The sequence below is a fragment of the Pseudomonas sp. MF6755 genome (genome assembly GCF_016405635.1).
Taxonomy (GTDB): domain Bacteria; phylum Pseudomonadota; class Gammaproteobacteria; order Pseudomonadales; family Pseudomonadaceae; genus Aquipseudomonas; species Aquipseudomonas haemolytica.
The window spans coordinates 274,947-286,786 of the sequence record NZ_JAEKDA010000009.1 but is presented as its reverse complement, the minus strand read 5'-3'; the positions used below and the strand labels follow the sequence as shown (position 1 = coordinate 286,786).

Below are 11,840 nucleotides of genomic sequence, written 5' to 3'. Positions count from 1 at the left end.
CTTTTAGGTCCATAGGTTTCAGCTCTTTCCAGGGCATGGTCAGATCCTCGCGAAATCGACCCTGCCAGTTAAAAACTGTTACCTATGTGCGTGAACTGATTTGTAACCCATGTGGGTGAGTCATACCCACCGAGGACCTTTTGGTTACTTTTGGGTCCTTCCAAAAGTGACCCGCTGTAAGAGCGGAACCCTAAGTGGCCGTTACCGCAGCAACGGATATGTACTCGGTCAAAACCCCCACTTTAAGGCCTACATCAGGCCAAAGCCGCATCAACCGGCACCGCCACCACCCCACCGCTGGCGACAAAGTCCTCCTTGCGCAACACCACCAACGCCACCAACGACACCACCCCCGTCGCCACATAGAAATACCACGGCGACGTGATATCCCCCGTCACCTTGATCAACCAGGTGGAAATCAACGGCGCACTGCCGCCAAACACCGCCACCGGCACGTTATACGCCACCGCAATCCCGGTAGAACGAATCCGCGTCGGCAGTAATTCACTCATCAACGCATAGGTCGACGACGCATACAGCCCGAACAGAATCGCCACCGCCATCAACGGCGCAAAGAACGAGGCCGGGGTCGCGGTCGGGGCCGACTTGAACATCCAGAACATCGCCAGGGTCGCCAGCGTACCAATCACCATCAGGAACGGCTTGCGCCCGTATTTATCGGTAAACGCCCCGCCAAACGGCATCACAAAGGCGGCCGAGAAGCTGGCAACAAACACATAGAGCAAGGTGGTACCGCTGTCGAACTTGAGGATCTTGGCCATGTAGGTCGAGGCGAAGGTCAGCACCAGGTAAAAGATCGAGCTGTGCAAGGTGATGATAAAGAACACCAGGGCAATCGCGCGCTTCCATTGCCAGACTTCCCGCAGCGGCGCCCGCGAGGTTTGCCCGGCGCGTTGCAGCGCGAGGAACTCGGGGCTGTCTTCGAGCTTGAGGCGGATGTACATGGAGATAAAGCCCAGCGGTGCGGCGATCAGGAACGGCACGCGCCAGGCCCATTCCTGCATGACCTCGGCGCCCAATACCCAAGTCATGCCATTGGCCACGGCGCCGCCCAGCAGCAGGCCGAGCACGGCGGTGACCATCAACCAGCAGGTGGCGAAGCCGCGGCGGCCGGGGCCGGCGTATTCGGAGATAAAGCTGGTGACGGTGCCGATTTCGCCACCCGCCGAGAAGCCCTGTACGCAGCGCACCAGGATCAGCAGGATCGGCGCGGCAATGCCCAGGCTCGCGTAAGTCGGCAACAGGCCCAGCATGACCGTGGAGCCGGTCATCATCACCAGTGCCATGATCAAGGTTTTGCGCCGGCCGATCTTGTCCGCCAGCGGGCCGAAGAACAGCCCACCCAAGGGGCGGATAAAAAAGCTCAGGGCAAATGCGGCGAAGCTGGCCAACAGGCTGGTGGTGGGGTCATCGGAGACGAAGAACGCCTGGCCGATATAGACGGCGAGAAAACCATAGACGCCATAGTCGTACCACTCGATCAAGTGGCCGGAGGTGGCACCGAGAAACGCACGGCGGCGCTTGCGGACGGTGTCTTGTGCGGGATTGCCCATCGAGGGGACTCCTTGTCTGATTGTCGATCCATGTTAAAGCGCGGCGATACTCGCTGCTTTCAACCACTGCCGCAAGTCGGTCTTGAGAATCTTGCCGTAGCTGTTCTTCGGCAGGTCGCTGCGCCACACATACTTTTTCGGTTTTTTGAACGACGCCATGCGCGTCAGGAACCATGCGGTGAGTTCGCCTTCATCGAGGGGCTGGCCATTGCGGGTTACCACGAAGGCCACCACCGACTCGCCCCACTGCGCATCCGGCTCGCCCACCACGCACACTTCGAACACCTCGGGATGCTGGGCCAGCACTTCCTCGACTTCACGCGGGTACACGTTACTGCCACCACTGATGATCACGTCCTTGGAACGATCCGTCAGGGTCAGGTAGCCGGCCGCGTCGAGATAGCCGATATCACCGGTCAGCAGCCAACCGTCCACCAAGGTCTGGCGAGTGGCCTGTGGGTTGCGCCAGTAGCCTTGCATCACCGTGGCGCCACGTACGGCGATTTCGCCGCGCTCGCCCGTGGGCAATGGCTGGTGCCCGGTATCGAGGATGCGGATTTCCACGCAGGATTGCGCGTGGCCTACCGAGGCGGCGAGGCTGGCCCAGTCGGGACGCTGGCGCTCGGCGATCAGTGCACGGGGCAACACGCTGATGGTCATCGGGCTCTCGCCCTGGCCGTAGATCTGCACCAGGCGCGGGCCGAAGGTGTCGATGGCGTCGCGCAGGTCGGCCAGGTACATGGGGCCGCCGCCGTAGACGATGGTCTTGATGCCGGCGCCGTGATAGTCCTGGCGCCGTGCCTGCTCGACCATGCGCTTGACCATCGTCGGCGCGGCAAACAGCGACACATTGCCCACCTGCTCTGCCAGCCCGAACAGCTCGGCAGCGTCGAAGCCGTGGGAGGCCGGCACCACGTGCCGCGCACCGCAGCGCACATGGATGAAGTTGTATAAACCGGCACCGTGGGACATCGGCGCGGCATACACCGCCGCATCGTCGGCGCTGACCGCATCGACATCGGTGGCGTAGCACAGCGACATGGCGACCAGGTTGCCGTGGGACAGCATCACGCCCTTGGAGCGCCCGGTGGTACCAGAGGTGTAGAACAGCCAGGCAAGGTCCTGATCCTGACGCGACACCGGGTGTTCCAGGGTCGGCCAGCCACGGTTGGCGGGTAGCAGGTGGCCGTCCAGCTCTTTGCAGCACTGGGGCAAATCCCGCGATGAAAACACCTGGCCGCCATCGGTAAAGATCAACCGCGCCTCGGCATTATCGGCAATCCATGCCGCTTCGCCGGGGTGCAGCTTGGCGTTGATCGGCACCGCCACGGCGCCCATCCACCAAATGGCGTAGAGCAATTCCAGGTAGTCGCAGCTGTTTTTCATCAACAGCGCCACGACGTCTCCCGGCACCAGCCCGTGCTGGTCCACCAGGTGCGCAGCGCGTTGGCGCACGTGGGCGGCAAAAGTAGCGTAGTCGGCCACTAGCTCGGTGCCGTCAAACAGCGCCGGGCGTCGAGGGGCACGACGCTGGGTGTCGTGCAGCCAGTTGGCAATGTTCATGGCTCAGCTCCGGCGTGCGTGCAGGACCGAGGCGTAGTTGGCCACCGCCATGCCGCCCATGTTGAACACCAGGCCGAACTCAGGGTTGGGCACCGCCAGGCCTATCGGCTCACCGGTCAATTGCCGGAACGCCAGGGCATGCATCGATACCCCTGTGGCGCCCACCGGATGCCCCTTGGCCTTGAGCCCGCCGGAGAGGTTCACCGGCAAGCGCCCGCCAGCGCGCACCACGCCGCTGTCGAGCACCCGGTGCCCCTCGCCCTTGGGCGCCAGGCCCATGGCTTCGTAGATCAGCAATTCGGCGATGGTGAAACAGTCGTGCACCTCGGCGAAACTCAGGTCGGCCAGGGTGATGTTCGCGCCGCGCAACGCCGAGTGAATCGCCCGCTGCGGGCCCTCAAAGGCAAGGATGTCGCGCTGGGCAATGGGTAACATGTCGTTGACCTGGGTCAGCGCACGGATCTGCACGTCGCGGCGAAACGCCCGCGCCCGCTTGGGCGACGCCAGGATGATAGCGGCGGCACCGTCGCTGATCAGCGAGCAATCGGTCAGGCGCAGGGACTCGGCCACAAAGGGGTTGCTCTGGGACACGTTGTTGCAGTGCTCGAAATTCATCTCCCGATGCATCTGCGCCAGCGGGTTGGCCATGGCGTTGGAGTGGTTCTTGGTGGCGATGGCCGCCATCGAGCCCAGCGGGCAGTGGTAGCGCTCGGCGTATTGCCGTGCTGCGCGACCAAACAACTGCGGGAAACTCAGGCCGGCTTCAGCCGGGTCATTCTGGTAACCGGCACCGGCCAAGGCTTGGGTGACTGCGGCGGTGCTGGTGTGCGTCATCTTTTCGGCGCCCACCACCAGCACCAGTTCGGCGCTGCCGGAGAGAATCGCATTGACCCCCGCCAGGATCGCCGCCGAGCCGGACGCGCAGGCGTTTTCGCAGCGGGTGGCGGGTTTGAAGCGCAGCCCGGGGTCGGCCTGCAACAGCAATGAGGCGGCAAACCCGTCGGGTACCAGCCCCGCGTTGAAATGGCCGAGGAACAACGCGTCGATTTGCGAAGCGTCAATCGCGGCGTCGCTCAAGGCTTCACGGGTGACCTGAACGATCAGGTCTTCCAGCGTGGTGCCTTCCAGGCGACCAAAGCGGGAATGACCAGCGGCAACAATGGAGACGCAATCAGCAGGCATAATCAATTTCTTCTGTTCTTGATTCAGACTTTACTTACAATGACCCACCCCAGGTCGCCCGCCAATTCGTGTAACTACTTACATGGGTAAGTAGCGCGCCAGGGAATGAACAACGAGGCAGGATGCCCCATGAACGCGCTTGCACATCAATTCCAAGATCTCGAACGCCTGGCGTTCAAGCTGTCCCCTGCCCCGCAGATCGTCACCAGCGACCGCGTGATACTCGACTGCAACGACGCTTTCCTGAAGCTGTTCGGCTATACACGCCAGGCACTGGTCAATCAATTGACCCTGCTGATCTACCCTTCCCAGGCCGACTATCACGCCATCGGCAAGCGCAGCCATGACTGGCTGCTCGACAGCGACAACGGCTTTTATTCCGATGAGCGCTTCATGCAACACCACAATGGCGAAGTGTTCTGGGCCAAGTCCCACGGCTACACCCTCACCCCCAACGACCCGTTCAAGTTGATGATCTGGCACTTCGAACGCCTGGATCGCATGCACCAGGGCACCGGCGACCTCACGCCCCGGGAGCGGGAAATCGCCATGCACATTGTCAATGGCTTCAAATCCAAGGAAATCGCCCTGCGCCTGGCGATCTCCCACCGAACGGTGGAAGTGCACCGGGCGCGGCTGATGAAGAAGCTGCAGGCCAAGACCGTGGTGGAGTTGGTGTCGAAGATCATTATGGTGGCCTGACGGGCGGTCGTTGGATTGACTCCAAGTCACGCCCGGCGTATTCGAGGGGCGTTGACAGTTTTTTCATATGTGCGCGGCTATGCTGACGCCCTTCGTTGGGGAGTAACCGGCTTCTGACCCGCTCAGAAGCGTTCGTATCAACATATTCGGCAACCTGCCGTGGTACGAACACCGTTGTGGTTGGTGAGACCAGCGACACAGCCATGCCGGTAGTCGGGCGTGTGGCGGTGTCGTTGACTCATACAGCCCGACTGGAAGCCTTACCGTGAACCCCATTTCCTTGATTCTCCTGGCCTTGGCCATGTCCACGGACGCCTTTGCAGCGGCCATCGGCAAAGGCTCCAGCCTGCATAAACCACGCTTGACCGAAGCCCTGCGCGCCGGCCTGATCTTTGGTGTGATCGAAGCCATCACGCCCATGATCGGCTGGGCGATCGGCCACGCGGCCACCCGCTGGGTGGAAAAATGGGACCACTGGATTGCCTTCACTCTGCTGGTCGGGTTGGGTTTGCATATGATCTGGAACGGGCTCAAGGCCGAGGATGAGGAAGAAGAAAAACCCACACAGCACTCCTTCATGATCCTGGCGGTAACGGCATTTGCCACCAGCATTGATGCAATGGCCGTAGGCGTGGGCCTGGCGTTTGTCGACGTGAATATCCTGCTGGCCTCGGCGGCAATTGGCCTGGCGACGATGACCATGGTGACCATTGGCATGATGCTCGGCCGGGTGCTGGGCACGGTGGTGGGCAAGCGTGCGGAGATGGTCGGTGGCGTAGTGTTGATGCTGGTGGGAGCGACGATTCTGTACGAGCATCTTTCGGTCTGAAGCACACAAAGAATCATGTGTGTGGCTTGCCTGCGATGGCAGCCTGACAGCCCACCAGAATGCTGGGGGTTTTGACCGAGTACATATCCGTTGCTGCGGTAACGGATATGTACTCGGTTTGTACCGGGGCAAGCCCCATTACGGCATTATCAGGCCGCGTGATGTTCCTGCTTCAAGCTGTCCATATCGATCACGAAGCGATACTTCACATCGCCCTTGAGCATGCGCTCATACGCCTCATTGATGTTCTGGATATCGATCATCTCCACATCCGAGACAATCCCATGCTGGGCGCAGAAGTCCAGCATCTCCTGGGTTTCCTGGATGCCGCCAATCAGCGAGCCAGCCAGGCTGCGGCGCTTGAAGATCAGGTTGAACACCGTGGGCGACGGATGCGGGCTGTCGGGGGCGCCGACCAGGGTCATGGTGCCGTCACGCTTGAGCAGGCTGATGAATGCATCCAGGTTGTGCGGCGCGGCCACGGTGTTGAGGATGAAGTCCAGGCTGTTGGCGACCTTGGCCATTTCGTCCGGGTTCTTCGACACCACCACCTGGTCGGCGCCCAGGCGCAGGCCGTCTTCGCGTTTGTTCGGGGAGGTGGTGAACAACGTCACGTGGGCGCCCATGGCGTGGGCAATCTTGACCGCCATATGGCCGAGCCCGCCTAAGCCAACCACACCGACTTTCTTGCCAGGGCCGACCTTCCAGTGGTGCAGCGGCGAGTAGGTGGTGATGCCGGCGCACAGCAACGGCGCCACCGCCGCCAGGTTCGAGTCGTCATGGGAGATGCGCAGCACGAACTGCTCCTTGACCACGATGTTGTCCGAATAGCCGCCGAAGGTGTTTTCACCGCCGAACATCGGGCCGTTATAAGTACCGGTAAAGCCGTTCTCGCAATACTGCTCCTCGCCCTCGGCGCAGGATGAACACTGCTGGCAGCTGTCGACCATGCAGCCGACACCGGCCAGGTCGCCGACCTTGAATTTCTTCACATTGGCGCCGACCGCCGTCACCCGTCCGACGATCTCATGGCCAGGCACTGAAGGATATAGGGTGTTGTTCCACTCGTTGCGCACGGTGTGCAGGTCGGAGTGGCACACACCGCAATAAAGAATGTCGATCTGCACATCGTCAGCCCCCGGCGTGCGGCGCTCGAAGGTGTAGGGCTTGAGGGCGTCCTTGGCGTTCTGGGCGGCGTAGCTGTAAGTCTTGGCCATTTGGTTCACCTGTTGATCTGACGTTGGAGGTCAGTGGACCAGCATAGACGCTGAACCGTTCAACCGAGCACACCCGTACAAGCCCTTCGTCCGGTTTATCGCGAGAGTGGGCTAGAGTCTTTCAGCCCCCTCAATCAGGAGTTTTTTACATGAGCACTTTTGTTGCCAAAGACGGTACCCAGATCTACTTCAAGGACTGGGGCAGCGGTAAGCCGGTCCTGTTCAGCCATGGCTGGCCGTTGGATGCGGACATGTGGGAGTACCAGATGCAATACCTGAGCAGCCGCGGCTTTCGCACCATTGCGTTCGACCGCCGTGGCTTTGGCCGCTCGGACCAGCCCTGGACCGGTAACGACTACAACACCTTCGCCGACGATATCGCGCAGTTGATCGAACACCTGGACCTGCAGGACGTAACCCTGGTGGGCTTCTCCATGGGTGGCGGTGATGTGGCGCGCTATATCGCCCGCCATGGCAGCGCCCGTGTCGCCGGCCTGGTACTGCTGGGCGCGGTGACGCCGATATTCGGCCAGAAACCCGATTACCCCCAAGGCGTACCCGCCGATGTCTTCGATGGCATCAAGGCTGGCCTGTTGAAAGATCGCGCGCAATTCATCAGCGATTTCAACACGCCGTTCTTCGGCCTTAACAAGGGCCAGGAAGTCTCGGAAGGCGTGCTCACCCAAACCCTGCAAATCGCCCTGCTCGCCTCGCTCAAATCGACGGTGGATTGCGTTACCGCGTTCTCCGAGACCGACTTCCGCCCGGACATGGCCAGGATCGACGTGCCGACCCTGGTGATCCACGGCGACGGCGACCAGGTGGTACCGTTCGAGACGACCGGCAAAGTCGCGGCCGAGATGATCGAGGGCGCCGAGTTGAAGGTATACAAGGATGCCCCCCATGGCTTTGCGGCGACCCACACCCAACAGCTGAATGAAGACCTTCTGGCGTTCCTGAACCGTTGAAACTGTGTGGCCGGAGCTCTCCGGCCTTTTTTTCGATGGGCGCCGACATCTCGCTGTAGCCGCGTATGATCTTGCTGAACTGCCGACCACTGGCCACGGTCCCAACCCATACGCTCATCGCTACAGGAACTCACCCATGACGCTCCCTCAAGAAATGACCCTGATCGAAATCACTACCCCTGGTGGCCCCGACGTCCTGCAGCCACGGCGAGCAGACGTGCCGGTGGCCGGGCCTGGTGAAATCCTGATTCGCGTGCACGCCGCCGGGGTCAACCGCCCCGACGCCCTGCAACGCGCCGGCAAGTACCCGATGAAACCCGGCATGAGCCCGATTCCCGGGCTGGAAGTGGCGGGTGAAGTGGTGGCACTGGGCAGCGGTGTGACCGAATACAGCCTGGGCGACAAGGTCTGTGCCCTGACCAATGGCGGTGGCTATGCACAGTTTTGTGCAGTGCCGGCCAGCCAGGCACTGCCGATCCCCCAAGGTATGGATTGGATTCAAGCCGCTGCCGTGCCGGAGACGTTTTTCACGGTCTGGGCCAACCTGTTCGGCCTGGGCGGAGCGCACAAAGGCCAGCGCGCCTTGATCCACGGCGGCACCAGTGGCATTGGCACTACCGCGTTGATGCTCTGCCAGGAGTTCGGTATCCAGGCATTCGCCACCGCCGGCAGTGCTGACAAATGCGCAGCGATTGCCAGGCTGGGTGCCGAGCCGATCAACTACCGCGAGCAGGAGTTTGCCGAGGTCATCGCCAAACAGACCGACGGCAAAGGCGTCGATGTGATCCTCGACATCATGGGTGCCTCGTACCTGAACAACAACCTCAAGTCTCTGGGCATGGACGGCCACCTGGTGATGCTCGGCTTCCTCGGCGGCGGCAAGGCCCATGATGTCGACCTGCTGACCATCCTCGCCAAACGCGCGGTGATCACCGGCTCGCTGCTGCGTGCCCGTACCCGCGAAGAAAAGGCTGCGATCGCCGAGCAACTGCGCGAATACGTATGGCCGGTGCTGAGTGCCGGGCGCTGCCTGCCGATCATCGACAAGGTCTACGCCTACACCGACGCCGCCCAAGCCCATGCGCGGATGGAAGGCGGGGATCATATTGGCAAGATTGTGTTGCGGGTGGAGTGAGGCGCTTTCCTGAATCCTTGGCGGCCGGCTTAGATGGACGGTACCCGGTACAAATGTGGGAGCGGGCTTGCCCCCTCCCACATAGTGCGTGTGTCACTTTGGTTCGGCATACACCGGATAATCCACATACCCCGCCTGCGTCCCGCCATACAACCCTTCTGCCTTCAACGCATTCAACGGCCAGCCATTGAAAATGCGCTGGGGCAGGTCCGGGTTGGCAATGAACGGTCGCCCGAATGCAATCATGTCCGCCAGCCCTGCCTCTACCAGCCGAGCACCGCGCTCGGCGGTGTAGCGTCCGGCGTAGATGATCCTGCCGCTGAAGGTGCTGCGCACCGCCTGGCGGAAGGTCGCAGGCAGGTCGGGAGCGTTTTCCCAGTCGGCTTCGGCGATGGACACGTAAGCGATGCCCGACGCTTCCAGCACCTTGACCGCTTCGATATAGGTGTGGTGCGGGTCTTGCTCCACCAGGCCGATGTAGACGCGGTCCTGGTCCGTGCCACTGAACAGCGGCGAAAAGCGCACACCCAGGCGCTCCGGCCCGACCACCTTGCACACGGCTTCGACGATCTCGCGCAACAAGCGCAGGCGATTCTCCAGCGAGCCGCCGTATTCATCTTCACGGATGTTGGAATGGGCCGAGATGAACTGGTTAATCAGGTAGCCGTTGGCCGCGTGGATTTCCACGCCATCAAACCCGGCATCCAGCGCATTTCGCGCAGCCTGGGCGTACTGCCCGACCAGCTCTTCGATTTCCAGCGTGGCTAATGCACGAGGTACCGGTGGTTGCACCAGCTCACCAACACCCGGGCCGGTTTCGATAAAGGCCTTGGCTTGCAACGCCGGCAGCGCCGAGGGTGCTACCGGGGCGGCACCACCGGGTTGTAAGGCGTTGTGGGACACCCGCCCCACATGCCACAACTGGGCAAAGATCACCCCGCCCTCAGCGTGCACCGCCGCAGTGACCTTGCGCCAGCCGTCGATCTGCGCCGCAGAGTAGATACCCGGCGTCCAGGCGTAACCCTGGCCACGGGGCTCGATCTGCGTGCCCTCGCTGACCATGAAGCCGGCACTGGCACGCTGGCGGTAGTACTCGGCCATCAGGTCGGTGGCGATATCACCCGGCTGGGCACTGCGCTGGCGTGTAAGCGGCGGCAGCACAATGCGATTGTTCAATCGGTGATGCCCCAGCTTTATCGGGGTATTCAAGATGCAGTCAGGCATGGGGTAGTCCAAATTCAGAACGAACGAAAACACTGGCGACTCCTGGGAGTCGCCAAATGCGTACAGCAGTTGATTGACTTAGGCGCTGAGTGTCAGCAGGGCCTTGGCCACTTCGCTGGAGCTGCCGGGGTTCTGCCCGGTCACCAGCAAGCCATCGACGATCACGAAAGACTGCCAGTCGGCGCCCTTCTCATACTTGCCGCCCAATTTCCTGAATTCATCTTCAATCAGGAATGGCACTACATCGGTCAACTCCACCGCCGCTTCTTCCGAGTTGGAGAACCCGGTCACACGACGGCCCTTGATCAACGGCGCACCGTTGACCGCCTTGACGTGACGCAACGCACCCGGGGCGTGGCAGACAAAGCCGATAGGCTTGCCGGCTCGTTCGAACGACTCGATGAGCGCGATGGACACCGGCGACTCCGCCAAATCCCACAATGGGCCGTGGCCACCTGGGTAGAACACCGTGTCGAAGTCGGCGGCGTTGACCGAGTCCAGCTTGACGGTGTTGGCCAGTGCTTGCTGTGCAGCCGGGTCGGCGGCGAAACGACGGGTTTGTTCGGTCTGGAAGTCCGGCAGGTCGCTCACCGGGTCCAACGGCGGCTGGCCGCCGGCCGGAGAGGCCAGCACCACCTCGGCGCCGGCGTCCTTGAATGCGTAATAGGGTGCGGCAAATTCTTCGAGCCAGAAGCCGGTCTTGCGCCCGGTATCGCCAAGCTGGTCGTGAGAGGTCAGTACCATTAATACGTTCATTTTCCAGTGCCTCGATCGATGTAGATATCAGGGGTTTCAGGGCCGCCCAACAACTGTCGGGTCAGCAGCAGCGCCTCAGCGAACGGCGCGGTGGTACGGGTAATCTTGGCCATGACGCTGGTTCCCAACCACAGCGCATACAGGCGCCGGGCCAGGCTGTCGGGAGCTTGCTCGAAGGTGAGCGAGCCGTCTTCGGCGCCGCGTTGCAGGGCCATGGTGAGCAAATCGATGGTGCGCGAGGTCCCGCGTTGCAGGGCCAACCGCATCGGCTCTGATAAGTCCGACACTTCGGCGCCGAGCTTTACCGCCAGGCATTTGCCGGCATCGGTGCAGCCCGTATGGTTGTCGATCCAGCATTGCCAATAGCGCATCAGCTTGGCGTAGTGGGATAAACCCGGCTGGTCGAACAGCTGCTGCATACCTTGGAGGTAGTGGTCGAAATAGGTGTCGAGCAACACCACACCGAAGGCATCCTTGGAACCGAAGTAGTGATAAAACGAACCCTTGGGCACTTCGGCAGCCCGCAGGATTTCGTTCAAGCCCACCGCGGAAAACCCCTTGGCACCGACAATCGATTGCCCACGTTCCAGAATCGCCTGCCGTGCACTTTTGCTTGTGTGGTTCATGCTTGACCCCGTCCGATTAGACCAGTCGTCTAGTTCGTTGGGGCCATGTTAGGCAGCGAGGCAA

General features: G+C 61.5%; 11 protein-coding genes and 1 riboswitch. Of the genes, 4 read left to right on the top strand and 7 right to left on the bottom strand.

What is annotated here, in order from left to right:
• Window positions 1-254: 254 nt before the first annotated feature.
• The 3 genes from JFT66_RS14500 to JFT66_RS14490 are packed head-to-tail and all read right to left on the bottom strand — an operon-like array spanning window position 255 to window position 4,319.
• Window positions 255-1,574: an MFS transporter gene (locus JFT66_RS14500; protein WP_198859512.1), complete on the bottom strand. Its 1,320-nt coding sequence runs from the start codon at window positions 1,572-1,574 to the stop codon at window positions 255-257.
• Between the two features lie 33 nt (window positions 1,575-1,607).
• The gene (locus JFT66_RS14495; RefSeq protein ID WP_198859511.1) at window positions 1,608-3,137 is read right to left on the bottom strand and encodes a class I adenylate-forming enzyme family protein; all 1,530 of its coding nucleotides are present in this window, start codon (window positions 3,135-3,137) and stop codon (window positions 1,608-1,610) included.
• Between the two features lie 3 nt (window positions 3,138-3,140).
• Window positions 3,141-4,319 (bottom strand): acetyl-CoA acetyltransferase, encoded by a 1,179-nt coding sequence (locus tag JFT66_RS14490; RefSeq protein WP_198859510.1) that lies wholly within the window; start codon window positions 4,317-4,319, stop codon window positions 3,141-3,143.
• 129 nt (window positions 4,320-4,448) lie between these two features.
• Here JFT66_RS14490 and JFT66_RS14485 point away from each other — a divergent pair, with 129 nt between their 5' ends.
• Both JFT66_RS14485 and mntP read left to right on the top strand, forming a co-directional pair.
• The gene (locus JFT66_RS14485) at window positions 4,449-5,021 is read left to right on the top strand and encodes a LuxR C-terminal-related transcriptional regulator (protein WP_198859509.1); all 573 of its coding nucleotides are present in this window, start codon (window positions 4,449-4,451) and stop codon (window positions 5,019-5,021) included.
• Between the two features lie 85 nt (window positions 5,022-5,106).
• Window positions 5,107-5,250: riboswitch (yybP-ykoY riboswitch) on the top strand.
• 36 nt (window positions 5,251-5,286) lie between these two features.
• The gene (mntP, locus tag JFT66_RS14480; RefSeq protein WP_198859508.1) at window positions 5,287-5,850 is read left to right on the top strand and encodes a manganese efflux pump MntP; all 564 of its coding nucleotides are present in this window, start codon (window positions 5,287-5,289) and stop codon (window positions 5,848-5,850) included.
• A gap of 149 nt (window positions 5,851-5,999) precedes the next feature.
• On the opposite strand, the gene JFT66_RS14475 is transcribed toward mntP, so the two are convergent.
• Window positions 6,000-7,067 (bottom strand): NAD(P)-dependent alcohol dehydrogenase, encoded by a 1,068-nt coding sequence (locus tag JFT66_RS14475; RefSeq protein ID WP_153838398.1) that lies wholly within the window; start codon window positions 7,065-7,067, stop codon window positions 6,000-6,002.
• A 149-nt stretch (window positions 7,068-7,216) separates the two neighbouring features.
• Between JFT66_RS14475 and JFT66_RS14470 the strand changes: the two genes are divergently transcribed.
• Window positions 7,217-8,035 carry an alpha/beta fold hydrolase gene (locus JFT66_RS14470; RefSeq protein WP_198859507.1) on the top strand — a complete coding sequence of 273 codons (819 nt, stop codon included), beginning with the start codon at window positions 7,217-7,219 and terminating at the stop codon, window positions 8,033-8,035.
• A 136-nt stretch (window positions 8,036-8,171) separates the two neighbouring features.
• Entirely contained in the window at window positions 8,172-9,170 is a 999-nt protein-coding gene (locus JFT66_RS14465; RefSeq protein ID WP_198859506.1) for an NAD(P)H-quinone oxidoreductase, read from the top strand.
• Window positions 9,171-9,263: 93 nt separating this feature from the next.
• Here the strand turns inward: JFT66_RS14465 and JFT66_RS14460 are convergent, their stop codons facing one another.
• From JFT66_RS14460 to JFT66_RS14450, 3 genes are all read right to left on the bottom strand, one after another.
• Window positions 9,264-10,394: an alkene reductase gene (locus tag JFT66_RS14460; protein WP_198859505.1), complete on the bottom strand. Its 1,131-nt coding sequence runs from the start codon at window positions 10,392-10,394 to the stop codon at window positions 9,264-9,266.
• A gap of 78 nt (window positions 10,395-10,472) precedes the next feature.
• Window positions 10,473-11,150 carry a type 1 glutamine amidotransferase domain-containing protein gene (locus tag JFT66_RS14455; RefSeq protein WP_153872266.1) on the bottom strand — a complete coding sequence of 226 codons (678 nt, stop codon included), beginning with the start codon at window positions 11,148-11,150 and terminating at the stop codon, window positions 10,473-10,475.
• The gene (locus tag JFT66_RS14450; protein WP_198859504.1) at window positions 11,147-11,776 is read right to left on the bottom strand and encodes a TetR/AcrR family transcriptional regulator; all 630 of its coding nucleotides are present in this window, start codon (window positions 11,774-11,776) and stop codon (window positions 11,147-11,149) included. The genes JFT66_RS14455 and JFT66_RS14450 overlap by 4 nt, the downstream gene beginning before the upstream one ends.
• Window positions 11,777-11,840: the final 64 nt, after the last annotated feature.

Bases quoted from the DNA above. Each gene is read 5' to 3' on its own strand.
- JFT66_RS14500 (WP_198859512.1), bottom strand. From the start codon at position 1,574: ATGGGCAATCCCGCACAAGACACCGTCCGCAAGCGCCGCCGTGCGTTT.
- JFT66_RS14495 (WP_198859511.1), bottom strand. From the start codon at position 3,137: ATGAACATTGCCAACTGGCTGCACGACACCCAGCGTCGTGCCCCTCGA.
- JFT66_RS14490 (WP_198859510.1), bottom strand. From the start codon at position 4,319: ATGCCTGCTGATTGCGTCTCCATTGTTGCCGCTGGTCATTCCCGCTTT.
- JFT66_RS14485 (WP_198859509.1), top strand. From the start codon at position 4,449: ATGAACGCGCTTGCACATCAATTCCAAGATCTCGAACGCCTGGCGTTC.
- JFT66_RS14475 (WP_153838398.1), bottom strand. From the start codon at position 7,067: ATGGCCAAGACTTACAGCTACGCCGCCCAGAACGCCAAGGACGCCCTC.
- JFT66_RS14470 (WP_198859507.1), top strand. From the start codon at position 7,217: ATGAGCACTTTTGTTGCCAAAGACGGTACCCAGATCTACTTCAAGGAC.
- JFT66_RS14465 (WP_198859506.1), top strand. From the start codon at position 8,172: ATGACGCTCCCTCAAGAAATGACCCTGATCGAAATCACTACCCCTGGT.
- JFT66_RS14460 (WP_198859505.1), bottom strand. From the start codon at position 10,394: ATGCCTGACTGCATCTTGAATACCCCGATAAAGCTGGGGCATCACCGA.
- JFT66_RS14455 (WP_153872266.1), bottom strand. From the start codon at position 11,150: ATGAACGTATTAATGGTACTGACCTCTCACGACCAGCTTGGCGATACC.
- JFT66_RS14450 (WP_198859504.1), bottom strand. From the start codon at position 11,776: ATGAACCACACAAGCAAAAGTGCACGGCAGGCGATTCTGGAACGTGGG.